We start from the raw sequence: 22985 nt of genomic DNA on the forward strand, positions 1-22985 counted from the left end.
CGCAGCGGACGGGACTCGAACCCGCGACCCCCGGCGTGACAGGCCGGTATTCTAACCGACTGAACTACCGCTGCGCGTCGGTGCAGGCACTTTCAGCCTACGCTCTTGCTTATGCAAGTATCTCCGGAGTGGTGGGTGATGACGGGATCGAACCGCCGACATTCTGCTTGTAAGGCAGACGCTCTCCCAGCTGAGCTAATCACCCGTTTGCATCTCCGAGGCCGCGAAATTTACGCAGGTAGCGAACCTAAGTCAATAGCAGGATTGAAGTTTTTCTAAAAAAGACGAAATGGCTTCATTCCGTATAAATCATCTTCTTGGTCATACCGCCATCGACCACGAATTCCTGCCCGGTCACAAACCCCGCATTCTTCGACAGCAACCACGCCACCATCGCCGCGACGTCCTCGACCGTCCCTACCCTGCCCGCAGGATGCTGGGCATGATCGGTGTCGGTCAGCGGTTCCGCGCGCCGGGCGGACGGGTCCCGCGCATCGATCCAGCCCGGACTGACCGCATTGACGCGAATCTCCGGCCCGAGGCTGATCGCCAGCGCGTGAGTCAACGCCAGCAAGCCACCCTTGCTCGCCGCGTACGCTTCCGTATCAGGTTCCGACTGCGCCGCACGAGTCGAGGCCAGGTTGACGATCGCCCCGTTGTGCGCACGCAGATAAGGCGCGCAGTGCTTGGCCAGCAACATCGGCCCACCGAGGTTCACCGCCAACACCCGATTCCAGTAAGCCAGATCGAGACTTTCCAGCGTGATGTTGTGCGGATCGGCCACGGCCGCGTTGCACACCAGCGCATCCAGACGACCGAACTGCCCCAGCACCTCAGCAACACCCAGGGCCACCTGACTTTCGTCCGCCACATCCATGGCGATGAACCAGGCGTTTTCGCCGAGCACCTTCGCCACTTTCGAACCCCGTGTACGATCCAGATCGGTCAACACCACCTGCCAGCCTTCGCTGATCAGCCACGCAGCGATGCCCAGACCGATCCCGCGCGCGGCCCCCGTGACCAATGCAACGCGGCCATGGGTGCCGATCTTCGGCGCAGACAACTCGATCACAACGCCGCCAGACCGCGCGACAGGTCGGCTTGCAGGTCAGCCACGTCTTCCAGACCGACCGCGATGCGGATCAGACTGTCACGAATGCCTGCCGCTTCACGCTCCTGCGGCGCCAGACGGCCGTGGGACGTGGTGCTGGGGTGAGTGATAGTGGTTTTGCTATCGCCAAGGTTGGCCGTGATAGAGATCAAACGGGTCGCATCGATGAAACGCCACGCGCCCTCTTTGCCGCCCTTGACTTCAAAGCTCACCACCGCGCCGAAGCCCTTTTGCTGACGCTGAGCCAGCTCGTGCTGCGGATGACTCTTGAGACCGGCGTAATGCACTTTCTCGATGCCGTCCTGCTGCTCCAGCCACTCGGCCAGTTGCTGGGCGTTGGCGCAGTGTGCCTTCATCCGCAGGCTCAGGGTTTCCAGCCCCTTGAGGAAGATCCAGGCGTTGAACGGGCTCAGGGTCGGCCCGGCAGTACGCAGAAAACCGACGATTTCTTTCATCTGCTCGCTGCGACCGGCAACCACGCCGCCCATGCAACGGCCCTGGCCATCGATGAACTTGGTAGCCGAGTGCACAACGATGTCTGCGCCCAACTTCAGCGGCTGCTGCAACGCTGGCGTGCAGAAGCAGTTGTCGACCACCAGCATCGCACCCTTGGCGTGGGCGATTTCCGACAGCGCGGTGATATCCACCAGCTCAGCCAACGGGTTGGACGGCGACTCGACGAACAGCAATCGGGTGTTGGACTTGATCGCTGCATCCCAGGCCGACAGATCGGCCAGTGGCACGTAATCGACTTCTACGCCAAAACGCTTGAAGTACTTTTCGAACAGACTGATGGTCGAACCGAACACGCTGCGCGACACCAGCACATGATCGCCGGCGCTGCACAGGCTCATCACCACGGCCATGATCGCGGCCATGCCAGTGGCCGTAGCCACCGCCTGCTCTGCGCTTTCCAGTGCGGCAATACGCTCTTCGAACGCGCGCACGGTCGGATTGGTGTAACGCGAGTAGACGTTGCCCGGCACTTCCCCGGCAAACCGCGCAGCCGCATCGGCGGCGGTACGGAACACGTAGCTGGAAGTGAAGAACATCGGATCACCGTGCTCGCCTTCCGGCGTACGGTGCTGACCGGCACGTACGGCCAGGGTATCGAACGCTACGCCTTCGAGGTCGCTGTCCAGCCGACCGGCATCCCATTCCTGACTCATGCTGTCACTCCTTGCCTGTTCTCGATAAATAAAGTCTTTTGCCAGATACAAAACCGGCCCCTAAGGGCCGGTTGAAACTCAGTTGTTGTACAGATCGATGATCGCACTGACCGCCTGGGTCTTGACCTTCGAGGCATCGTTGCGTGCCTGTTCGATCTTGTTCAGGTAAGCCTCGTCGACGTCGCCGGTGACGTACTTGCCATCGAACACTGCACAATCGAAGTTTTCGATCTTGATCTTGCCGCCGCCGACCGCTTCGATCAAGTCAGGCAGATCCTGGTAGATCAGCCAGTCAGCGCCGATCAGATCAGCCACGTCCTGGGTCGAACGGTTGTGTGCGATCAGCTCGTGAGCGCTCGGCATGTCGATGCCGTACACGTTCGGGAAGCGCACCGCCGGAGCCGCCGAGCAGAAATAGACGTTTTTCGCGCCGGCTTCGCGGGCCATCTGGATGATCTGCTTGCAGGTGGTGCCACGAACGATCGAGTCGTCCACCAGCATCACGTTCTTGCCACGGAATTCCAGCTCGATGGCGTTGAGCTTCTGACGTACCGATTTCTTGCGCGCGGCCTGGCCGGGCATGATGAAGGTACGGCCGATATAACGGTTCTTGACGAAGCCTTCGCGAAATTTCACGCCCAGATGGTTGGCCAGCTCCAGTGCCGCGGTGCGGCTGGTGTCCGGAATCGGGATGACCACATCAATGTCGTGCTCAGGACGCTCACGCAGGATCTTCTCGGCCAGCTTCTCACCCATGCGCAGACGGGCCTTGTACACCGACACGCCGTCGATGATCGAATCCGGACGCGCCAGATAGACGTGTTCGAAGATGCACGGCGTCAGGGACGGGTTGGTCGCGCACTGACGGGTGTGCAGCTTGCCGTCTTCAGTAATGTAGACCGCTTCGCCCGGTGCCAGGTCGCGAATCAGGGTGAAACCGAGCACGTCCAGCGAAACGCTTTCGGACGCGATCATGTACTCGACGCCTTCGTCGGTGTGACGCTGACCGAACACGATCGGGCGAATGCCGTGCGGGTCACGGAAACCGACGATGCCGTAGCCGGTCACCATTGCCACAACGGCGTAACCACCGACGCAACGGTTGTGCACGTCGGTCACGGCGGCAAACACGTCTTCTTCGGTCGGTTGCAGCTTGCCGCGCTGGGCCAGCTCGTGGGCGAACACGTTGAGCAACACTTCCGAGTCGGAGCTGGTGTTGACGTGCCGCAGATCGGATTCGTAGATCTCTTTGGCCAACTGTTCAACGTTGGTCAGGTTGCCGTTGTGCGCCAGGGTGATGCCGTAAGGCGAGTTGACGTAAAACGGCTGGGCCTCGGCCGACGTCGAGCTGCCGGCAGTCGGGTAACGGACGTGGCCGATACCCATGTGGCCGACCAGGCGCTGCATGTGACGCTGTTGGAACACGTCACGCACCAGGCCATTGTCCTTGCGCAAGAACAACCGGCCATCATGGCTGGTCACGATACCGGCAGCGTCCTGGCCGCGGTGCTGGAGCACGGTTAGCGCGTCATACAGCGCCTGATTGACGTTCGACTTACCGACGATACCGACGATGCCACACATGCGACGCAACCCCTACTTAATGGATCTGAACTGAACAACACTCACTGAGGCGTTTTGGCCGACGGCAAGAGTTGCTCCTTGAACGGAATTTCAGCGGGTACGCTGATTCCGCTGGCAAGCCACTGACTGCTCCACCCGAGAATCAGGTTCTTGGACCAGTCTGCGACCAATAGAAACTTTGGCACGAGCTGTGATTCTTTCCACCACCCGTCCTGCTGTACCGGCCCCAGGCTCAACAGCCCGACCGCCACGACCACCAGCAACACGCCACGCGCAGCGCCGAAGGCCATGCCGAGGAATCGATCGGTCCCGGACAACCCGGTGACGCGAACCAACTCGCCGATAAGATAATTGATCATTGCGCCCACGATCAGTGTGGCGACAAACATGATGGCACAGCCCGCGATCACGCGAGCCGACGGTGTTTCGATGTATCCGGCGAGGTACTCGGACAGTGAGCCACCGAACATCCAGGCAACAGCTCCTGCGATGATCCAGGTCACCAGCGACAATGCTTCTTTGACGAAGCCGCGGCTCAAACTGATCAAAGCGGAGATGGCGATGATTGCAACGATCGCCCAGTCAACCCAGGTAAATGGCACAGTGCAGCCTACAGACGGATAAGGCGGCGCATTTTAGCAGAGCGCATGGCTGTCGGTAAGCTGCGATTTTCAGTGCATTTCTATCGACGTGATAGATATCAGCCGCGTTCGGGCTGGAAGCGCACCACAAACCCCTTGAGGTTCTGCTGGCGACTCAACAGATCACGCAGACGATCGGCCTCGGCGCGCTCGATCAGCGGGCCGACGAACACCCGGTTCTTGCCATCGGCAGAACGGATGTAAGCGTTGTAACCCTGGCTTCGCAGGGTTTTCTGCAGGCTTTCGGCGCTGGCGCGGCTCGACAGACTGGCCAGTTGCACCGACCAGCTCACCGACAGGCCATTGGCATCGACGCGGCTCTGGACGGTATCCGGCTTGGTGGAAAGCGCAGCAATCGGCTGGGCCGGGGCTGTAGCAGGCTTGACCACGGGAGCAGGAGCCGGCGCAACCGGTTTGGCCACCGGCGCCGGAGTCGGGGCTGGCGCGGCGGAAGCAATCGGCGCCGCTGGCGCTGCCTGCTCGGCGACTTCGTCATCGCTCGGCACTGGCTCCTGCGGCAGAACCTGAGGCTCAGGCACCGCCACGGTTTCCATCTGGATCTGCGCCACGGCGGGCGCTTGCGGCGCAGCCGGCGCCTCGACGGTCACCTGACGCTGTTCATCCTGACGGGAAAACAGCATCGGCAGGAAAATCACCGCCAGCGCCACCAGCACCAGGGCACCGACCATGCGCTGCTTGTACGCTTTATCCAGCAAAGCCATTTGCCGCTTCCTCCGTGGAGCGCCGAGACAGCCATTCAAGGGCCTCGGCGACACAATAAAATGATCCGAACAGCAAGATCTCGTCGTCGCTGGTGGCCACTGCGCACTGCCCTTCCAGAGCGGTCGCCACGCTGTCATAAGACGTGACCGAGGCGCCAAGGTTCTGCAATGCCTGATTCAATTCATCCACCGGACGCGCACGTGGCGAATCCAGCGGCGCAACCGCCCAGTGCTGGACGCTGGCATTCAACTCACCGACCACACCGTCCAGATCCTTGTCCGCCAGCAGGCCGAACACCGCCAGACGCTTGCCGACCGGTGGACGAGCAGCCAGACGCCGGGCCAGATATTCCGCCGCATGCGGGTTATGACCGACATCCAGCAGCAGATTCAGACGCTTGCCGTTCCATTCGAACGAGCGACGATCCAGGCGACCGACCACACGAGTCGCCTGCAACGCCGCAACAATCTGCCCGGCCTCCCATGGCAAACCGAGCAGCAGATAAGCCTGCAACGCCAGCGCGGCATTTTCCATCGGCAGGTCAAGCAGCGGCAAATCACGCAGCTCGACGACCTTACCTTCAGCGTCGGTACCGCGCCACTGCCAGAACCGATCCGTGATACCCAGATCGAAATCGCGCCCGCGCAGGAAGAACGGACAGGCCAATTCACGCGCCTTGTCCAGCAACGGTTGTGGAGGATTCAGATCGCCGCACAGCGCAGGCTTGCCCTGACGGAAAATCCCGGCCTTCTCGAAGGCCACGGATTCGCGGGTATTGCCCAGGTAGTCGGCATGATCGACACCGATGCTGGTGACCAGCGCGATATCGGCATCGACCACGTTGACCGTGTCCAGACGCCCGCCCAGCCCGACTTCCAGCACCACTGCATCGAGCCCGGCCTGTTGAAACAGCCAGAACGCCGCCAGGGTGCCCATTTCGAAATAAGTCAGGGAGGTTTCGCCGCGCCCCGCTTCGACCGCCGCGAAGGCCTCGCACAGCTGCGCGTCAGTGGCTTCGACACCATTGAGCTGCACCCGCTCGTTATAACGCAGCAGGTGCGGAGAATTGTAGACACCGACGTTCAGGCCCTGCGCCCGCAGCAAGGAAGCCACGAAAGCACAGGTCGAACCCTTGCCGTTAGTGCCGGTGACCGTAATCACCCGTGGCGCCGGCTGGCCCAGTCCCATGCGGGACGCTACCTGTTGCGAACGCTCCAGCCCCATGTCGATGGCCGAAGGATGCAACTGCTCAAGGTAGGCGAGCCACTCGCCAAGGGTGCGCTCGGTCATACGTTGGCAGGCACCGGCGGCACGACGATCGGCTCGATCGGCGCAGCAACGAATTCAGGTGTCGGTTTGCCGGTCAGCTGAGCCAGCAGGTTGCCCAGACGCGGACGCAGTTCACGACGGTCGATGATCAAGTCGATGGCGCCGTGCTCCAGCAGGAACTCGCTGCGCTGGAAGCCTTCCGGCAGTTTTTCGCGCACGGTCTGCTCGATCACGCGCGGGCCGGCGAAGCCGATCAGGGCTTTGGGCTCACCGACGATCACGTCGCCCAGCATCGCCAGACTGGCGGAAACGCCGCCGTAGACCGGGTCGGTCAGCACGGAGATGAACGGAATGCCTTCTTCACGCAGACGCGCCAGCACAGCCGAGGTCTTGGCCATTTGCATCAGCGAGATCAGGGCTTCCTGCATCCGCGCGCCACCGGAGGCGGAGAAGCAGACCATCGGGCAACGATTTTCCAGCGCGTAGTTGGCGGCGCGCACGAAGCGCTCACCGACGATGGCGCCCATGGAACCGCCCATGAAGCTGAATTCGAATGCCGAAACCACGACAGGCATGCCCAACAGGGTGCCGCTCATGGAAACCAGCGCGTCCTTCTCGCCGGTCTGCTTCTGGGCAGCGACCAGACGGTCCTTGTACTTCTTGCCGTCACGGAACTTCAGACGGTCAACCGGCTCCAGGTCAGCACCCAGTTCGGCACGGCCTTCGGCATCCAGGAAAATGTCGATGCGCGCACGTGCGCCGATGCGCATGTGGTGGTTGCATTTAGGGCAAACGTCCAGGGTCTTTTCCAGCTCCGGACGATACAGCACAGCCTCGCAGGACGGGCATTTGTGCCACAGACCTTCAGGCACCGAGCTCTTCTTGACCTCGGAACGCATGATCGAAGGGATCAGCTTGTCTACCAACCAGTTGCTCATGCTTTCTTTCTCCAGTACCGGCGGCCCGAACGCTCTGGTTCGCGGCCCCGCGTATGCCCTTCAGCAAAATTCATGTGTGGCGATGATCGTCCGGGCTGCCGGGTCAGCGGAACTGACCTGCGTACACCCCGAAAAGACCCTCAGCCTCTTTTCTACAGAGCTGTGGACGGCGGCAGTCTGCCAGCCGTCACATCAGCGTACGGCGTTGATGAATGCACGAATCCTTGCATGATCCTTGATGCCCTTGCTCGCCTCGACCCCGCCGCTGACATCCACGGCATACGGCCGCACCCGGGCGATCGCATCGGCAACGTTCTCCGGTGTCAGGCCGCCGGCCAGAATCAACGGCTTGCTCAGACCCTGCGGAATCAGTGACCAGTCGAACGCCTCGCCGGTTCCACCGGGCACACCTTCGACATAGGTGTCGAGCAACACACCGCTGGCGCTCGGGTAGGCATTGCAGGCAGCGGCAATGTCATCACCCGCCTTGACCCGCAAAGCCTTGATGTACGGCCGATGCCAGCCTTCACACTCAGCGGCAGTCTCGTCGCCGTGGAACTGCAGCAGATCCAGTGGCACGGCATCAAGGATTTCCCCGAGCTCGCAGCGACTGGCATTGACGAACAGCCCGACCGTGGTCACGAACGGCGGCAATGCGGCGATGATCGCCCGCGCCTGCAGCACGGTCACCGCCCGCGGACTTTTAGCGTAGAACACAAAACCGATGGCATCGGCCCCGGCCTCGACGGCTGCCAACGCATCTTCCATGCGGGTAATCCCGCAAATCTTGCTGCGAACGGCTGACATGTCGATAAAAACCCCAAGGCAAATCCGAGAAAGTCCCGGATGGTAACAAATGCGTTCGAGGGCGTCAGCCGTCAAGTTCCGAGAAACCCGTAAGGAAATGTGGCCCGATGAAACGCTCGGGCAACGGGAACTCGTCGTGATACTCGACCTGCACCAGATACAGGCCGAACGGATGCGCCGTGACCCCGCCGGAACGCCGCTCGCGGCTCTCCAGCACTTCTTTCATCCACTCCACCGGCCGCTCGCCGGCACCGATAGTCATCAGCACCCCGGCGATGTTGCGCACCATGTGATGCAGGAACGCGTTGGCGCGGATGTCCAGAACGATCATTTTGCCGTGACGGGTCACGCGCAGATGATGCATCTGCTTGATCGGCGACTTGGCCTGGCACTGGCCGGCACGGAAGGCACTGAAATCATGGGTACCGATCAGGTACTGCGCGGCCGCGGCCATGCGCTCGACGTCCAGCGGACGGTGATTCCAGGTGATTTCTTCATTGAGATGCGCCGGACGGATCTGATCGTTGTAGATCACGTAGCGATAGCGCCGGGCGATCGCCTTGAATCGCGCATGGAAATGCGCCGGCATGACCTTCGCCCAACTGACGCTGATGTCGTGGGGCAGATTGATGTTGGCGCCCATGACCCAGGCTTTCAGCGAACGGTCGACCTGGGTGTCGAAATGCACGACTTGCCCGCAGGCATGCACACCGGCGTCGGTGCGCCCGGCGCATTGCAGCGAGATAGGCGAATCGGCGACCTTCGACAGGGCTTTTTCCAGGGTTTCCTGCACGGTGAGCACACCGGTGGACTGGCGCTGCCAGCCGCTGTAGCGCGAGCCCTTGTATTCAACGCCCAGCGCGACGCGGAAAAAGCCTTCGGGTGCCATTTCGGCGGCCGGGTTATCTATGTTTGCCAAGTCGGGACAGCCTGCTGATCTACAAAGGCGGGCATTATAAGGCGGCGGGACGGGGAAACCAGACCCAAACAAAACGGCAGCCTCATGGGCTGCCGTTTTGTTTACCGCTGACGGCCGACTCAGGCCAGATGCGAAAGCATTTCGCTCGCTTCGCTCTTCTGCTTGTCGTTACCCTCGCTGATGACTTCATTGAGGATGTCACGCGCGCCGTCGTTGTCGCCCATGTCGATGTAGGCCTGCGCCAGATCGAGTTTGGTCGCGGCTTCGTCGGTGCCGGACAGGAAGTCGAACTCGTCGTCGCCCAGATCATCACCCAGCGCCGCATCGGCCTCGGTGAAGCTTGGCTCGCCGAGGTTGCCTGACAGACGATCCAACTCGGCGTTGACGTCGTCCAGTTCGGCGGCGAACGCATCCGGCTCGGCTGGCGCCGCGTCCATTTCGTCGGCCAGGGACAGATCGAAATCGGCGGGCAGTTCCAGATCATCTTGCGGTACATCGGCCACGGCCGGGGTTTCGACCAACGGCAGATCCTTCACACCTTCGTCCAGATCCAGCAGGAAATCATCGTCTGCCAGCTCGACCGGCGCAGGCGCAGGATCGGCACCGAGGTCCAGATCCAGGTCAAAGTCCGACAGATCGTCGAGGTTTTCCTTGATATCGGTCTGCTGTTGCAGCACCGACTCGAAGCTCAGATCGTCGTCAGTCGGGAACGCGTCCAGTTCGACTGCCGCAGCCGCAGGCTCTACGGGTGTGATGTTGTCGAGATCGTCGAGGCTCAGGTCGAAAGCGCTGTCCAGCTCGTCATCTGTTGCAGCAGGCGCTTCGGGCTCGTCAAGCAGCAGCTCCTTGACGTATTCGGCGTCCAGTTCGGCGGCCATGGCCGCTGCCGCCAGACCGCTGGCCGCGACGACCGCCATGGCCGGGAAGCGGCTTTTGAGTTCTTCGACCTTGGCGAAGTTGTCGCCATTGGCAACCAGCTGGCGCTCCTGACCGACGAACGCATCACGATCACCCTGGCGACCGTAGACTTCCATCAGTTTCAGGCGCAGATCGCTACGCTGCGGCTCCAGGCTCACGCCCTCCTCCAGCAACGCGGCGGCTTGATTCAAACGACCGCCGTCGATGTGCGACTGCGCCTTGTCCAGCACGTCGTCGGAACGCTCGGCGGCCGGCGCCACCAGCGGCGCGGCGATCGGCTCGGCCATCACCACCGGTGCAACCACAGCAGCGGCAGCAGGAGCCGGAGCCGGAGCCGGAGCCAGCTTGACGCTGGCCGCCGGCACTTCCAGACCCTCGAAGCTGCTTTCCGGCAGATCAAGGTCCTGGGAGAAGGATTGCTCTTCCAGGGCACGGGCCATGCGCAGGTGTTTTTCGGCTTCCTGTTGCGCCTTGCGGCGACGGGCCAGCAGCAACAGCAGGAGCAGCAGAACCACCGCGCCGCCACCGACCAGACCCAACAGGATCGGATTGGTCAGCAGTTCGTTGAAGGTTTTTTGGTCATCGGCGGCCGGCGTCGTTTCAACCACAGGCTCGACCACCGGCTCGACCGGAGTCGGAGCGGCAGCCTCAGGCGCGGTCGGGGCCGCCTCTGTCGGACTGGCCGGTGGCGTGGCGGCCAGTTCCGCGGTGATCGCCGGCACCACTGGCGCAGTCGCGGCGGCTGGCGCGGCACCCGAGCCTTCGGCCTGCATTTTCGCCAGTTGATTGTTCTTCAGTTCGATCAGGCGTTGCAGCTTGTCCAGCTGACTTTGCAGATCGGCCATGCGGCTTTTCAGTTCTTCGTTGTCACGACGGGTGGCGTCGAGACTTTCCTGGGTCACCGCCAGTTTGTTGCTCAGGGCCTTGGCATCGCCGGCCGGGCCCTTGCCACGCGCCTTGGCGCTTTCGGCGGAAACCAGGCTCAGGTTGTCCCTGGCGTTTTGCGCAGCACCAGTATTGCCACGACCACGATTGGTCGCATCGAGCTGCTGCTGACCAGTGCCGGGTTTGGCCACATAACGACGGCCCTGGCGCCAGGCTTCGTTCTGCGCGGCGACTTCGGCAATCGCCTTGGATTGCGGCAGCGCGGTGCTTTGCACCTGATCCGGCAGACGCAGCACCTGACCGGTTTTCAGGCGGTTGATGTTGCCGCCGATGAACGCGTCCGGGTTCAAGGCCTGAATCGCCAGCATGGTCTGCTGCACCGAACCGCCGGTGCGCGCCTTCGCGGCGATTTCCCACAGGGTGTCGCGCGGCGTGGTGGTATGAGTGGAATGCGTGGCGCCGGTGGTCGGTGCGGTGATGGTTTGCGCCGGCGCAGGCTGGGCGGCGGCATCAGCGGTCTGTGGCGAGAATTTCGACGGATCCAGCAGCACGCTGTAATCACGCAGCAGACGGCCGTTCGGCCACATCACTTGCACGAGGAATTTCACCATCGGCTCCGACAGCGGCTTGCTCGACGTTACGCGCAGCACGCTTTTGCCGCTGGCGTTGAGCACCGGGGTGAAGGTCAGATCATTGAGGAAGGCCTGCCGATCAACGCCGGCCTTGGCGAAATCTTCCGGCGAAGCCAGGCTCGGCACCACTTCGGCAGCGGTCAGGTCCTTGACATCGAGCAGCTCGATTTCCGCCACCAGCGGCTGGTTCAGGGTCGACTTCAGGGTCAGCTCCCCGAGCCCGAGGGCATGCGCCATACCGGAGGACAGCGCCGAGGCGGCCGCTATTGCTAACACCAGTTTGCGAACTTGAACCATAGCCTCTTCCTTTGTTTGAACGTTCCTCGGCCAGCGAGAAGATGTTGATTGTCGCTGCCGTAAGGCATTGCGCGCGACGACGACAGCATGCCGCGCGCGATCATTTCTTTGATGCCCCGGAAAGTCCCGGAGGGTGTTGCGTCATCAAGCGATCTGGCCAAGCATAGCGCCCGGCTAGAATCAGTCGACAAATTGTTGCCAAGTATCTTTTACAGCAGGTCTTTTATCAACAACTCGGCGACTTGCACCGCGTTGAGGGCCGCACCTTTGCGTACGTTATCTGACGTCAGCCACAGATTAAGTTCCGACGGTTCGTCGACACCGGCGCGCACCCGCCCGACGTAGACCACGTCCTGCCCCACCGCGTCACCGACAGCGGTCGGATAATCGCCGGCCTCGACCAGCTCGATGCCCTCGGCCTCTTCAAGCGCAGCATTGACCTTTTCCAGGTCGACCGCGCTCGCTGACTGCAAGGTCACGCTAAAGCTATCGCCAAAAAACACCGGGGCTTGAACGCAAGTTGCGGAAATCTTTAATAAAGGCTTGGCCAGCACCTGACGCAGCTCGCGCACCAGGCGCTTTTCCAGCAGTGTATGACCTTGCGCATCAGGCGTACCGACCTGAGCCAGCAGGTTGAAAGCCATCTGTCGGTCGAAGAATGTCGGCTCCAGCGGACGCATGTTCAGCAGCTCGGCGGTCTGGCGCGCCAGCTCGGTCACGGCTTCACGACCCTGAGCGGAAACCGCCAGATTGGCCGTGACATGCACGTATTGCAGGTCGATCAGATCGACCAGCGGTGCCAACACCACGGCCAGCGTGGTGGCCGACGGGCTCGGGCTGCTGACCCGGAACGGCACTTTCAAACCGGCCAGCACATCGGCGTTGGCCTCCGGCACCACTTGCGGCGCTTGATCCGCCGGCAAGGCGCCGGACAGATCGACCAGCGAGCAGCCCGCCGCGTGAGCGCGGGCGGCGTAACTCAGGGTGATGGCCGGGCCGGCGGCGAAGAACGCCAGCTTGACCTTGCTGAAATCGAACTCATCGACCTCACGCACTCTCACGTTCTTGTTGCGAAACAGCACCGAGCTGCCGGCGGATTCACTGCTCGCCAGCAAGTGCAGGTTGCCGACCGGGAAGTCGCGCTCCTCGAGAATCTGTACGAGGGTTTCGCCGACAGTACCGGTGGCGCCGATCACGGCAATATCAAGGGTCTGGGTCATGTTGCTACCTCTGGCGAAACGGGGGGAGCGGCACTTTACCGGGTGAGTCGCACACAGGCAATTCGCGCCCGCCACGAAGAGCGGACGCGGAGCGTCCATGGCTGCATTCCCACGCAGAGCATGGGAACGATCGGCAGATACAAAAAAACCCGCGCCTCTCACAAGGCACGGGTTCTTTCATGGCATCAAGCGATCAACGCTCAAGCAGGATCCGCAGCATGCGACGCAGCGGCTCGGCCGCGCCCCACAGCAGTTGGTCGCCGACGGTGAAAGCACCAACGAACTGCGAACCCATGTTCAGCTTGCGCAGACGACCGACCGGCACGTTGAGGGTACCGGTAACTTTCGTCGGGCTCAGCTCCTGCATGCTGATGTCACGGTTGTTCGGCACCAGTTTGACCCAAGGGTTGTGCTGGCTGATCAGCCCTTCGATGTCGGCGATCGGCACATCCTTGTTCAGCTTGATGGTCAGCGCCTGGCTGTGGCAACGCATGGCGCCGATGCGCACGCAGATGCCGTCGACCGGGATCGGGCTCTTGAAGCGACCGAGGATCTTGTTGGTCTCGGCCTGGGCCTTCCACTCTTCGCGGCTCTGGCCGTTCGGCAGTTCCTTGTCGATCCACGGGATCAGGCTGCCGGCCAGCGGTACGCCGAAGTTTTCGGTCGGGTACGCATCGCTGCGCATGGCTTCGGCCACACGGCGGTCGATGTCGAGGATCGCACTGGCCGGATCGGCCAGTTGATCGGCGACAGCGGCGTGGGTCGCGCCCATCTGCTTGATCAGTTCACGCATGTTCTGCGCGCCGGCACCGGAGGCCGCCTGATAGGTCATGGCGCTCATCCACTCGACCAGGCCGGCCTCGAACAGACCGCCCAGGCCCATCAGCATCAGGCTGACGGTGCAGTTGCCGCCGATGTAGTTCTTGGTGCCCGCGTCGAGCTGCTGGTCGATGACCTTGCGGTTGACCGGATCGAGGATGATGACGGCGTCGTCGTTCATCCGCAGGCTCGAGGCCGCGTCGATCCAGTAACCCTGCCAGCCGGCTTCGCGCAGCTTCGGGAACACTTCGCTGGTGTAGTCGCCGCCCTGGCAGGTCAGGATCACGTCGAGGGTCTTCAGCTCTTCAATGCTGTAAGCGTCCTTGAGCGGAGCAATGTCCTTGCCCACGGACGGGCCTTGGCCACCGACATTGGAAGTGGTGAAAAACACCGGCTCGATAAGATCGAAATCCTGCTCTTCCAGCATCCGCTGCATGAGCACGGAACCGACCATGCCGCGCCAACCGATCAGACCTACACGTTTCATCGCAACTACACCTTCTTGAAAAGTGGGCCGCTGCTTTGTATTGAATTTCGCAGCGGGCCCGAGAGATTACAGATTCCGCAGCGCGGCGACTACTGCGTCACCCATTTCCTGCGTACCGACTTTAGTGCAACCGGTCGAAAAGATATCGCCGGTGCGCAGACCTTGATCCAGCACCACGCTGACCGCTTTCTCGATGGCATCGGCCGCTTCGTGCAGATTGAAGCTGTAACGCAGCATCATCGACACCGACAGGATGGTCGCCAGCGGATTGGCGATGCCTTGGCCGGCGATATCCGGTGCCGAACCGTGGCAAGGCTCGTACATGCCCTTGTTGTTGGCGTCCAGCGAGGCCGACGGCAGCATGCCGATGGAGCCGGTGAGCATCGAAGCTTCATCGGACAGGATGTCGCCGAACATGTTGTCGGTGACGATCACATCGAACTGCTTTGGTGCTCGCACCAGTTGCATGGCGGCGTTGTCGACGTACATGTGGCTCAGCTCGACGTCCGGGTAGTCCTTGGCCACCTGCTCGACCACTTCGCGCCACAGTTGGCTGGACGCCAGCACATTGGCCTTGTCCACCGAGCACAGCTTCTTGCCACGTACGCGGGCCATGTCGAAACCGACGCGGGCGATGCGGCGGATTTCGCTTTCGCTGTACGGCAGGGTGTCGTAGGACTGGCGCTCGCCGTTTTCCAGGGTGCGGGTGCCGCGTGGCGCGCCGAAATAGATGCCACCGGTCAGCTCACGGACGATCAGGATGTCCAGGCCGGCAACGATTTCCGGCTTCAGGCTCGAAGCCTCGGCCAGTTGCGGGTACAGGATCGCCGGGCGCAGGTTGCCGAACAGGCCCAGTTGCGCACGGATTTTCAGCAGACCGCGCTCAGGGCGGATGTCACGTTCGATGGCGTCCCATTTCGGGCCGCCCACGGCACCCAGCAGCACGGCGTCGGCGGCACGGGCGCGATCGAGGGTTTCGTCGGCCAGCGGCACGCCGTGCTTGTCGATGGCGGCACCACCGATCACGTCATGGCTCAGCTCGAAGCCCAGGCTGTACTTGTCGTTGGCCAACGCCAGCACCTTGACCGCTTCGGCCATGATTTCCGGACCAATACCGTCGCCTGGGAGAATCAGAATCTGCTTGCTCATGCTTTCCTCGTGTCTTCAGTCGGTGCGCCGTCGACGGGCGCGCCGGGAAAAATGCTTGTCGTTCGAAACTTACTTTTCGGCCCAGAGCACCAGTACATCCGTACTGAACGAACCATCGGCCTCAATCTCAAAATATTCGCGTACTTCGTTGCCCATCGATTGCTGCAACTGGCGGATCGCGGCGCGCATCACTTCGGGTGTGCGCATGCGCTCGACCCAGCTGCTGTACTCCAGACGCAGGCGCTGACGCGTGGTGCTGCGAGTGTGCAGACCGGCCTCGCTGACCTGGCGCAACCACTCACCGGCCGAATAATCGCGCACATGGCTGGTGTCGCGCAGCACTTCGACGCTCTGCAGGTAGGTGTCGAACAGCGGGCTGCCCGGCGACAGCACATCAATGAACGCCGCCACGCCACCCGGCTTCAGCACGCGACGCACTTCGCGCAAGGCCACGCCGAGGTCGCTCCAATGGTGCGCCGAATAACGGCTGAACACGAAGTCGAATTCGCCATCGGGGAACGGCAGGCGCTCGGCGGCGCCGTTGACCGTGGACACGTTGCTCAAGCCGCGATCAACGGCCGCGGCGGCGACCACGTCGAGCATCTGCTGCGACAGGTCGTAGGCCACCACGTCCTTCACCAACGGGGCGACGTGAAAACTCACGTGCCCGGCGCCACAACCCAGATCCAGCACCCGTGCCTCGCCCTGCCCCGCCAGCTCAGCCTGCAGCAGCGCAAATTCAGTGCCTTGAGCGTGAACGGCGCTGCTCAGGTAGGCGGCGGCCTGATCACCGAACTGCTTCTGTACAACCTGACTGTGGGCGGTGCTGGTCATGGGTACGTCCTTTTCTGGGTTTCAACCTTTCAGATTCACGCGTCGCGGAACAACCACGGCTGACTCGCGCGATGTTTGGCTTCGAACGCGGCAATCGCATCGCCGTCCTGCAAGGTCAGGCCGATGTCGTCCAGGCCATTGAGCAGGCAGTGTTTGCGGAAGGCGTCGATCTCGAAGCGGTAAACCTTGCCGTTCGGGCTGGTCACGGTCTGCTCGTGCAGATCGATCTGCAACTGATAGCCCGGCTCGGCCTCGACCTGCTTGAACAGCTCATCGACTTCTTCGTCGCTCAAGATGATCGGCAGCAAGCCGTTCTTGAAGCTGTTGTTGAAGAAAATGTCGGCGTAGCTCGGCGCGATGATGCTGCGAAAACCGTATTCTTCCAGCGCCCACGGCGCGTGCTCACGGCTGGAGCCGCAACCGAAGTTCTCACGGGCCAGCAATACGCTGGCGCCTTGATAACGCTCGGCGTTGAGTACGAATTCCTTGTTCAGCGGGCGCTTGGAGTTGTCCTGATACGGCTGACCCACATCGAGGTAACGCCATTCGTCGAACAGGTTCGGGCCGAAACCGGTGCGTTTGATCGACTTCAGAAACTGCTTCGGAATGATCTGGTCGGTGTCGACGTTGGCACGATCCAACGGTGCGACAAGGCCGGTGTGCTGGGTAAAAGCTTTCATGCTGCGCTCCTCAGATCAATTCACGAACGTCGATGAAACGACCGTTCACCGCCGCCGCAGCGGCCATGGCCGGGCTGACGAGGTGGGTACGACCACCGGCGCCCTGACGGCCTTCGAAGTTACGGTTGGAGGTCGAGGCGCAGTGCTCGCCGGACTCCAAACGGTCCGGGTTCATCGCCAGGCACATCGAGCAACCCGGCTCGCGCCACTCGAAACCGGCTTCGAGGAAGATCTTGTCCAGACCTTCGGCCTCGGCCTGGGCCTTCACCAGACCCGAGCCCGGCACCACAATGGCCTGCTTGATGGTCGACGCGACCTTGCGGCCCTTGGCGATCACGGCCGCAGCGCGCAAGTCTTCGATCCGCGAGTTGGTGCAGGAGCCGATGAATACGCGGTCGAGCTGGATGTCGGTGATCGCCTGATTGGCAGTCAACCCCATGTATTTCAAGGCGCGAACGATCGAGTCGCGCTTGACCAGATCCATTTCTTTAGCCGGGTCCGGCACGTTCTGATCAACGGCCAGGACCATTTCCGGCGAAGTGCCCCAGCTGACTTGCGGCTTGATCTGCGCGGCGTCGAGCTCGACCACGGTGTCGAAATGCGCGTCGGCGTCGGACACCAGGTCTTTCCAGGACTCGACAGCCAGATCCCACTCGGCGCCTTTCGGTGCGAACGGACGACCCTTGACGTAATCCACGGTCTTTTGGTCCGCCGCCACCAGACCCACGCGGGCGCCAGCTTCGATGGACATGTTGCAGATGGTCATGCGGCCTTCGATGGACAGGTCACGGATCGCGCTGCCGGCGAACTCGATGGCATGGCCGTTACCGCCGGCGGTGCCGATCTTGCCAATGACGGCGAGGACGATGTCCTTGGCGGTCACGCCGAACGGCAACTGACCTTCGACGCGCACCAGCATGTTTTTCATTTTCTTGGCGACCAGGCACTGGGTGGCGAGCACGTGCTCAACCTCGGAAGTGCCGATACCGTGCGCCAAAGCGCCGAATGCGCCGTGGGTCGATGTGTGGGAATCGCCGCAGACCACGGTCATGCCCGGCAAAGTGGCGCCCTGCTCCGGGCTGATCACGTGGACGATGCCCTGGCGCACGTCATTCATCTTGAACTCGACGATGCCATATTCATCGCAGTTGTCGTCGAGGGTCTGAACCTGCAAACGCGAGACCTGGTCGGCAATGGCTTCGATGCCGCCCTTGCGCTCCGGGGTGGTCGGTACGTTGTGGTCCGGGGTGGCGATGTTGGCATCGATGCGCCACGGTTTGCGCCCGGCCAGACGCAGGCCTTCAAAGGCTTGCGGCGAGGTCACTTCGTGGATGATGTGACGATCGATATAGATCAGCGCCGAGCCATCGTCGCGCTGCTTGACCAAATGCGAATCCCAGAGCTTGTCGTAGAGCGTTTTGCCGGCCATCAGACGGTTCCTCATCAGCTTGTTTCTATGCCCTGGGCTTATCAATAACCCTTTGGCTTGTGAGGCCGATCCTATGGGGTTAGATTAAATAACTCAAATTCATATTTTTTATGCTTTGGATAACCAACTGGAATACGAATATGGACCTGGCCAACCTCAATGCTTTTATCGCGATTGCCGAGACCGGCAGCTTCTCCGGCGCCGGCGAACGGCTGCACCTGACGCAACCGGCGATCAGCAAACGCATCGCCGGCCTGGAGCAGCAATTGAATGTACGGCTGTTCGACCGGCTCGGTCGTGAAGTGGGCCTGACCGAGGCCGGACGGGCCTTGCTGCCAAGGGCTTATCAGATTCTCAACGTGCTCGACGACACCCGCCGCGCCCTGACCAACCTGACCGGCGAAGTCACCGGTCGTCTGACCCTGGCCACCAGTCACCACATCGGCCTGCACCGTTTGCCACCCCTGTTGAGGGAATACACCCGCCGCTACCCACAGGTGGCGCTGGATATTCAGTTCCTCGATTCGGAAGTGGCCTACGAGGAAATTCTCCACGGTCGGGCAGAACTGGCAGTCATCACCCTGGCGCCGGAGCCGCACACACTGGTCAAGGCCACGCCCGTCTGGGATGACCCGCTGGATTTCGTGGTCGCCCCGGAACATTCGTTGATCAGCAACGGTGCCGTCACATTGGCGGACATTGCCGGCCATCCGGCGGTTTTCCCCGGCGGCAACACTTTTACCCACCATATTGTGCAGCGGCTGTTCGAGGCTCAGGGCCTGACGCCGAACATCGCCATGAGCACCAACTACCTGGAAACCATCAAGATGATGGTGTCGATCGGCCTGGCCTGGAGCGTTTTGCCGCGCACCATGCTCGATGATCAAGTGGCGCGCATACCTTTACCGGGCATACAGCTCAGTCGCCAGCTAGGCTATATCCTGCACACTGAAAGGACGCTGTCGAATGCTGCACGGGCGTTTATGGCCCTGCTGGACGCTCAAATCGATCTGCCAGGGACTCTCGGCTAACTTGTGCTACTCCTATAGAGCTGCCGCCCCTGTGTCAAACGCCCAAATCAGCTCAAGGCCCCTTAACAATGCCGAAATCTGTTGACCGTATTCCGCCGATGCCGCGTATTCAGGCCATTGATCCACGGCGATCCGAGCAGAGCTGGGAGAGCGCGCCGCAATTGCTCGCGGCGCTCAACGGTGCCCGGCTAGGCGCCTGGTACTGGGACATCGAGCGCGGGCAGATCAGTTGGTCGCGCGGCACTCAGGCCTTGTTCGGCTTCGATCCGCGGCAACCGCTGCCCGAAGACCTCGAATACCTCGACCTGCTGCCGCCGGAAGACCGGGCAAAAACCATTCGCGCGTTCCACGCGGTGATTGCCGGTGCACCGCTGGAACAGGCGATGCACCACCGCATCCGCTGGCCCGACGGTAGCCTGCACTGGCTGGAAATCAACGGCAGTCTGCTGCCGGACAAACACGGCCGCCCCCGAATGATCGGGGTGATCCGTGAAATCACCCACCAGCGGCAACGGGAACAGGCCCTCAGCAGTTCGGAGAAACGTTTCGCGACACTGTTTCATCTCTGCCCGAACATGGTGCTGCTGACCCGCCAGGAAGACGGCCTGATCAGCGAAGCCAACCAGTATTTCGAAAGCCTGTTCGGCTGGCCGGTGCAGAGTGCCATCGGTCGTACCACCCTGGAACTTGGCCTGTGGGTACATCCCGAGCAACGGGCGGAGCTGGTCAAGAAGACCAAGGCCAAGGGCGAACTGGTCAGCATGGAGGTGCAGTTTCGCGCCAGCAACGGTCAGATCCACGACGGCATCCTCAGCGCGCAAAAGGTCGAGCTCGAAGGCCAGCCGTATCTGCTCAGCACCTTTCTCGACACCACCGAACGCAAAGCCGCCGAACATGCCTTAAAAGACAGCCAGGAACGCCTCGACCTGGCGCTGGACTCGGCGCAGCTCGGCACCTGGGACTGGCACATTCCCAGCGGCATGCTCTACGGCTCGGCCCGCGCTGCGCAATTACACGGTCTGGAGCCGAAACCGTTTCATGAGTCGTTCGAAGAGTTTTTCGAGGGTGTCCCCGGCGAAGAGCGCGACAGCATGCGCGACGCCTATCGCAGCCTGCGCGAAGGCCCGGCGGGCAATTATCAGCTGACATACCGCGTGCAACTGCCGGACGGCAGCTCGCGCTACCTCGAAAGCCGTGCCCGCCTCTATCGCGACGACAACGGCGTACCGCTGCGGATGGCCGGCACCCTGCTGGACATCACCGATCAGGTCGAGCGCGAACAACGGCTGGTGGCCTCGGAAGAGAAATTCGCCACGCTGTTTCAGGTCAGCCCCGACCCGATCTGCGTCACGCGCCAGGAAACCGGGGAATTCATCGAGATCAACTCCAGCTTCTCCCAGACCTTTGGCTGGAGCGCCGCCGATGTCATCGGCCACACCGCCGAGGAAATCGGCCTGTGGGACGCCTCGGCGAAAAGCCTGCAACGCATCGAACGGGTGATCCGCGAACAGGGCCTGAGCAATGTCGCGATCATCGTCCAGCACAAGGACGGCCAATCGCTGACCTGCGTGATTTCCAGCCGCCAGATCAGCGTCGGCAACCAGCCCTGCATCGTCACCACGCTGCGCGACATCACCCAGCAACAGCGCTCGGAAGCGGCGCTCAAGGCCAGCGAAGAGAAATTCGCCAAGGCGTTCCACTCCAGTCCCGACGCCATCACCATCACCGAGCGCGACACCGGGCGCTATCTGGAGGTCAACGACGGTTTCTGCCGCCTCACCGGCTATCGCGCCGACGAAGTGGTGGGCAAAACCGTGTATCAGGTCGGCATATGGGCCGAGGAAAAGCAACGTTCGGCCCTGCTTGCCGAGCTACAGATCAAGGGCCGTGTGCACCACCAGGAAATGCTCGGGCGCAACAAGCGCGGCGAGATCCTGACGGTGGAAGTTTCGGTCGAGCCGATTACCCTCAATGAAACCGCCTGCCTGTTGCTCACCGCACGGGATGTCAGCCTGCTGAAGAACGCCGAGGCGCAGATCCGCCATCTGGCCTATCACGATCCGCTGACCAACCTGCCCAACCGCGCGTTGCTGATGGATCGCCTGAGCCAGCAGATCGCCCTGCTCAAGCGCCACAACCTGCGCGGCGCACTGCTGTTTCTCGATCTGGATCACTTCAAGCACATCAACGACTCGCTGGGTCACCCGGTCGGCGACACGGTGCTGAAAATCATCACCGCGCGGCTTGAAGCCAGCGTGCGCATGGAAGACACCGTGGCGCGGCTTGGGGGCGATGAATTCGTGGTGCTGCTCAGCGGCCTGGAAGGCACGCGCAACGAGGTCAGCACGCAAGTACGCGAACTGGCCGACACCATTCGCGAACTGTTGTCGGAGCCAATGTTCCTCGACGGCCAGCGCCTGCAAGTGACGCCGAGCATCGGCGTGGCGCTGATTCCCGATCACGGCTCGACCCCGACCGACCTGCTCAAACGCGCCGACATTGCGCTGTACCGCGCCAAGGATTCGGGGCGCAATACCACGCAGATGTACCACAACACCATGCAGAAAGCGGCCAGCGAACGGCTGCGCATGGAGACCGACCTGCGCCTGGCGCTGTCCCGTGGCGAATTTGACGTGCATTACCAACCGCAAGTGGACGCCCGGGACAATCGCATCATCGGCGCCGAAGCCCTGGTGCGCTGGAATCACCCGGAACTCGGCGCGCAATCGCCCACCGAGTTCATCAAGGTGCTGGAAGACAGCGGGCTGATTCTGGAGGTCGGCACCTGGATCCTCGATGAGGCGTGCGAAGCCTTCAAGCAATTGATCGCCGAAAAGCTGATCGATCCTTTGGCCTTCAGCCTGTGCGTGAACATCAGTCCCCGGCAATTCCGCCAGAACGACTTCGTCGAGCGCATCGAACACAGCATGAGCAGCCACGGCCTGCCCTGCTCGCTGCTGAAACTGGAAATCACTGAAGGCATCGTCATTCAGAACCTGGAAGACACCATCAGCAAAATGCGCCGCCTGAAAAAACTCGGCGTGAGTTTTGCCATGGACGATTTCGGCACCGGTTATTCATCGCTGACGTACCTGAAACGGTTGCCGGTGGACACGCTGAAGATCGATCAGTCGTTCATCCGCGACGCCACCACCGACCCCAACGACGCCGAGATCATCCGCGCCATCGTCGCCATGGCCCGCAGCCTGGGACTGAAAGTGATCGCCGAAGGCGTGGAAACCCCGCAACAACTGGCCTTTCTGCAAGGGTTGGGTTGCCATTTGTATCAGGGTTATCTGCACAGCCGGCCGTTGCCGCTGGAGGGGCTGAAGGGATTGTTGGAATGACCTGACATCTGCGGTTACTTCCCCCGGGCATTGACCCCGGGCCGGTAATTGCCAGGGTTGGCGGCAACCTGTAGGGTCGCGTTTTTTCGCGCTGTT

Annotated in this window: 18 protein-coding genes and 2 tRNA genes; 2 read left to right on the forward strand and 18 right to left on the reverse strand. The window is 61.8% G+C overall.

Features of this window, described 5'->3' with window-relative positions; all coding sequences use genetic code 11:
- From ACKJSM_RS27960 to leuC, 18 genes are all read right to left on the reverse strand, one after another.
- Positions 1 to 74: transfer RNA gene (locus ACKJSM_RS27960), tRNA-Asp, on the reverse strand.
- A gap of 55 nt (positions 75 to 129) precedes the next feature.
- Positions 130 to 205: transfer RNA gene (locus ACKJSM_RS27965), tRNA-Val, on the reverse strand.
- 90 nt (positions 206 to 295) lie between these two features.
- Complete coding sequence (locus ACKJSM_RS27970) at positions 296 to 1072, reverse strand: SDR family oxidoreductase (protein ID WP_410239464.1); 777 nt, start codon at positions 1070 to 1072, stop codon at positions 296 to 298.
- A complete protein-coding gene (locus tag ACKJSM_RS27975) occupies positions 1069 to 2280 on the reverse strand; it encodes an O-succinylhomoserine sulfhydrylase (RefSeq protein ID WP_410239465.1) in 1212 nt (403 codons plus the stop codon). Before ACKJSM_RS27975 ends, ACKJSM_RS27970 begins: the two co-directional genes overlap by 4 nt.
- A gap of 78 nt (positions 2281 to 2358) precedes the next feature.
- Positions 2359 to 3864, reverse strand: a complete 1506-nt coding sequence (gene purF, locus ACKJSM_RS27980; protein WP_007956466.1) for an amidophosphoribosyltransferase — start codon at positions 3862 to 3864, stop codon at positions 2359 to 2361.
- Positions 3865 to 3905: 41 nt separating this feature from the next.
- Positions 3906 to 4466: a CvpA family protein gene (locus ACKJSM_RS27985; RefSeq protein ID WP_410239466.1), complete on the reverse strand. Its 561-nt coding sequence runs from the start codon at positions 4464 to 4466 to the stop codon at positions 3906 to 3908.
- A 98-nt stretch (positions 4467 to 4564) separates the two neighbouring features.
- On the reverse strand, positions 4565 to 5227 hold the full coding sequence (locus ACKJSM_RS27990; RefSeq protein ID WP_410239467.1) for an SPOR domain-containing protein: 663 nt from the start codon (positions 5225 to 5227) through the stop codon (positions 4565 to 4567).
- Positions 5211 to 6518 (reverse strand): bifunctional tetrahydrofolate synthase/dihydrofolate synthase, encoded by a 1308-nt coding sequence (gene folC / locus ACKJSM_RS27995; protein WP_339489956.1) that lies wholly within the window; start codon positions 6516 to 6518, stop codon positions 5211 to 5213. The genes ACKJSM_RS27990 and folC overlap by 17 nt, the downstream gene beginning before the upstream one ends.
- Positions 6515 to 7435 carry an acetyl-CoA carboxylase, carboxyltransferase subunit beta gene (gene accD / locus ACKJSM_RS28000; RefSeq protein ID WP_236180501.1) on the reverse strand — a complete coding sequence of 307 codons (921 nt, stop codon included), beginning with the start codon at positions 7433 to 7435 and terminating at the stop codon, positions 6515 to 6517. Before accD ends, folC begins: the two co-directional genes overlap by 4 nt.
- Before the next feature lie 192 nt (positions 7436 to 7627).
- Positions 7628 to 8242: a phosphoribosylanthranilate isomerase gene (locus tag ACKJSM_RS28005; protein WP_236180498.1), complete on the reverse strand. Its 615-nt coding sequence runs from the start codon at positions 8240 to 8242 to the stop codon at positions 7628 to 7630.
- A gap of 64 nt (positions 8243 to 8306) precedes the next feature.
- On the reverse strand, positions 8307 to 9131 hold the full coding sequence (gene truA, locus ACKJSM_RS28010; RefSeq protein ID WP_236180788.1) for a tRNA pseudouridine(38-40) synthase TruA: 825 nt from the start codon (positions 9129 to 9131) through the stop codon (positions 8307 to 8309).
- Between the two features lie 149 nt (positions 9132 to 9280).
- On the reverse strand, positions 9281 to 11893 hold the full coding sequence (locus ACKJSM_RS28015; RefSeq protein WP_410239468.1) for a FimV/HubP family polar landmark protein: 2613 nt from the start codon (positions 11891 to 11893) through the stop codon (positions 9281 to 9283).
- A gap of 209 nt (positions 11894 to 12102) precedes the next feature.
- Positions 12103 to 13113 carry an aspartate-semialdehyde dehydrogenase gene (locus ACKJSM_RS28020; protein ID WP_410239469.1) on the reverse strand — a complete coding sequence of 337 codons (1011 nt, stop codon included), beginning with the start codon at positions 13111 to 13113 and terminating at the stop codon, positions 12103 to 12105.
- A gap of 193 nt (positions 13114 to 13306) precedes the next feature.
- Positions 13307 to 14419 (reverse strand): aspartate-semialdehyde dehydrogenase, encoded by a 1113-nt coding sequence (asd, locus tag ACKJSM_RS28025; protein WP_003226428.1) that lies wholly within the window; start codon positions 14417 to 14419, stop codon positions 13307 to 13309.
- Positions 14420 to 14485: 66 nt separating this feature from the next.
- Positions 14486 to 15568, reverse strand: a complete 1083-nt coding sequence (gene leuB / locus ACKJSM_RS28030) for a 3-isopropylmalate dehydrogenase (RefSeq protein WP_236180492.1) — start codon at positions 15566 to 15568, stop codon at positions 14486 to 14488.
- 69 nt (positions 15569 to 15637) lie between these two features.
- Positions 15638 to 16402: a class I SAM-dependent methyltransferase gene (locus ACKJSM_RS28035; RefSeq protein WP_410239470.1), complete on the reverse strand. Its 765-nt coding sequence runs from the start codon at positions 16400 to 16402 to the stop codon at positions 15638 to 15640.
- 35 nt (positions 16403 to 16437) lie between these two features.
- The gene (gene leuD, locus ACKJSM_RS28040) at positions 16438 to 17082 is read right to left on the reverse strand and encodes a 3-isopropylmalate dehydratase small subunit (protein ID WP_236180489.1); all 645 of its coding nucleotides are present in this window, start codon (positions 17080 to 17082) and stop codon (positions 16438 to 16440) included.
- 10 nt (positions 17083 to 17092) lie between these two features.
- The gene (leuC, locus tag ACKJSM_RS28045) at positions 17093 to 18511 is read right to left on the reverse strand and encodes a 3-isopropylmalate dehydratase large subunit (protein WP_074687686.1); all 1419 of its coding nucleotides are present in this window, start codon (positions 18509 to 18511) and stop codon (positions 17093 to 17095) included.
- A gap of 140 nt (positions 18512 to 18651) precedes the next feature.
- Between leuC and ACKJSM_RS28050 the strand changes: the two genes are divergently transcribed.
- Entirely contained in the window at positions 18652 to 19542 is an 891-nt protein-coding gene (locus tag ACKJSM_RS28050) for a LysR family transcriptional regulator (RefSeq protein ID WP_085689295.1), read from the forward strand.
- A 68-nt stretch (positions 19543 to 19610) separates the two neighbouring features.
- Entirely contained in the window at positions 19611 to 22889 is a 3279-nt protein-coding gene (locus ACKJSM_RS28055) for a bifunctional diguanylate cyclase/phosphodiesterase (RefSeq protein WP_236180485.1), read from the forward strand.
- Positions 22890 to 22985 lie beyond the last annotated feature (96 nt).

This window comes from Pseudomonas sp. PHC1, assembly GCF_046487845.1.
GTDB lineage: Bacteria > Pseudomonadota > Gammaproteobacteria > Pseudomonadales > Pseudomonadaceae > Aquipseudomonas > Aquipseudomonas sputi.

Excerpts from the sequence above, each read along its gene's own strand:
- ACKJSM_RS27975 (WP_410239465.1), bottom strand. The coding sequence starts at position 2,280 with ATGAGTCAGGAATGGGATGCCGGTCGGCTGGACAGCGACCTCGAAGGC.
- purF (WP_007956466.1), bottom strand. The coding sequence starts at position 3,864 with ATGTGTGGCATCGTCGGTATCGTCGGTAAGTCGAACGTCAATCAGGCG.
- ACKJSM_RS27990 (WP_410239467.1), bottom strand. The coding sequence starts at position 5,227 with ATGGCTTTGCTGGATAAAGCGTACAAGCAGCGCATGGTCGGTGCCCTG.
- folC (WP_339489956.1), bottom strand. The coding sequence starts at position 6,518 with ATGACCGAGCGCACCCTTGGCGAGTGGCTCGCCTACCTTGAGCAGTTG.
- accD (WP_236180501.1), bottom strand. The coding sequence starts at position 7,435 with ATGAGCAACTGGTTGGTAGACAAGCTGATCCCTTCGATCATGCGTTCC.
- ACKJSM_RS28005 (WP_236180498.1), bottom strand. The coding sequence starts at position 8,242 with ATGTCAGCCGTTCGCAGCAAGATTTGCGGGATTACCCGCATGGAAGAT.
- truA (WP_236180788.1), bottom strand. The coding sequence starts at position 9,131 with ATGGCACCCGAAGGCTTTTTCCGCGTCGCGCTGGGCGTTGAATACAAG.
- ACKJSM_RS28015 (WP_410239468.1), bottom strand. The coding sequence starts at position 11,893 with ATGGTTCAAGTTCGCAAACTGGTGTTAGCAATAGCGGCCGCCTCGGCG.
- ACKJSM_RS28020 (WP_410239469.1), bottom strand. The coding sequence starts at position 13,113 with ATGACCCAGACCCTTGATATTGCCGTGATCGGCGCCACCGGTACTGTC.
- asd (WP_003226428.1), bottom strand. The coding sequence starts at position 14,419 with ATGAAACGTGTAGGTCTGATCGGTTGGCGCGGCATGGTCGGTTCCGTG.
- leuB (WP_236180492.1), bottom strand. The coding sequence starts at position 15,568 with ATGAGCAAGCAGATTCTGATTCTCCCAGGCGACGGTATTGGTCCGGAA.
- ACKJSM_RS28035 (WP_410239470.1), bottom strand. The coding sequence starts at position 16,402 with ATGACCAGCACCGCCCACAGTCAGGTTGTACAGAAGCAGTTCGGTGAT.
- leuD (WP_236180489.1), bottom strand. The coding sequence starts at position 17,082 with ATGAAAGCTTTTACCCAGCACACCGGCCTTGTCGCACCGTTGGATCGT.
- leuC (WP_074687686.1), bottom strand. The coding sequence starts at position 18,511 with ATGGCCGGCAAAACGCTCTACGACAAGCTCTGGGATTCGCATTTGGTC.
- ACKJSM_RS28050 (WP_085689295.1), top strand. The coding sequence starts at position 18,652 with ATGGACCTGGCCAACCTCAATGCTTTTATCGCGATTGCCGAGACCGGC.
- ACKJSM_RS28055 (WP_236180485.1), top strand. The coding sequence starts at position 19,611 with ATGCCGAAATCTGTTGACCGTATTCCGCCGATGCCGCGTATTCAGGCC.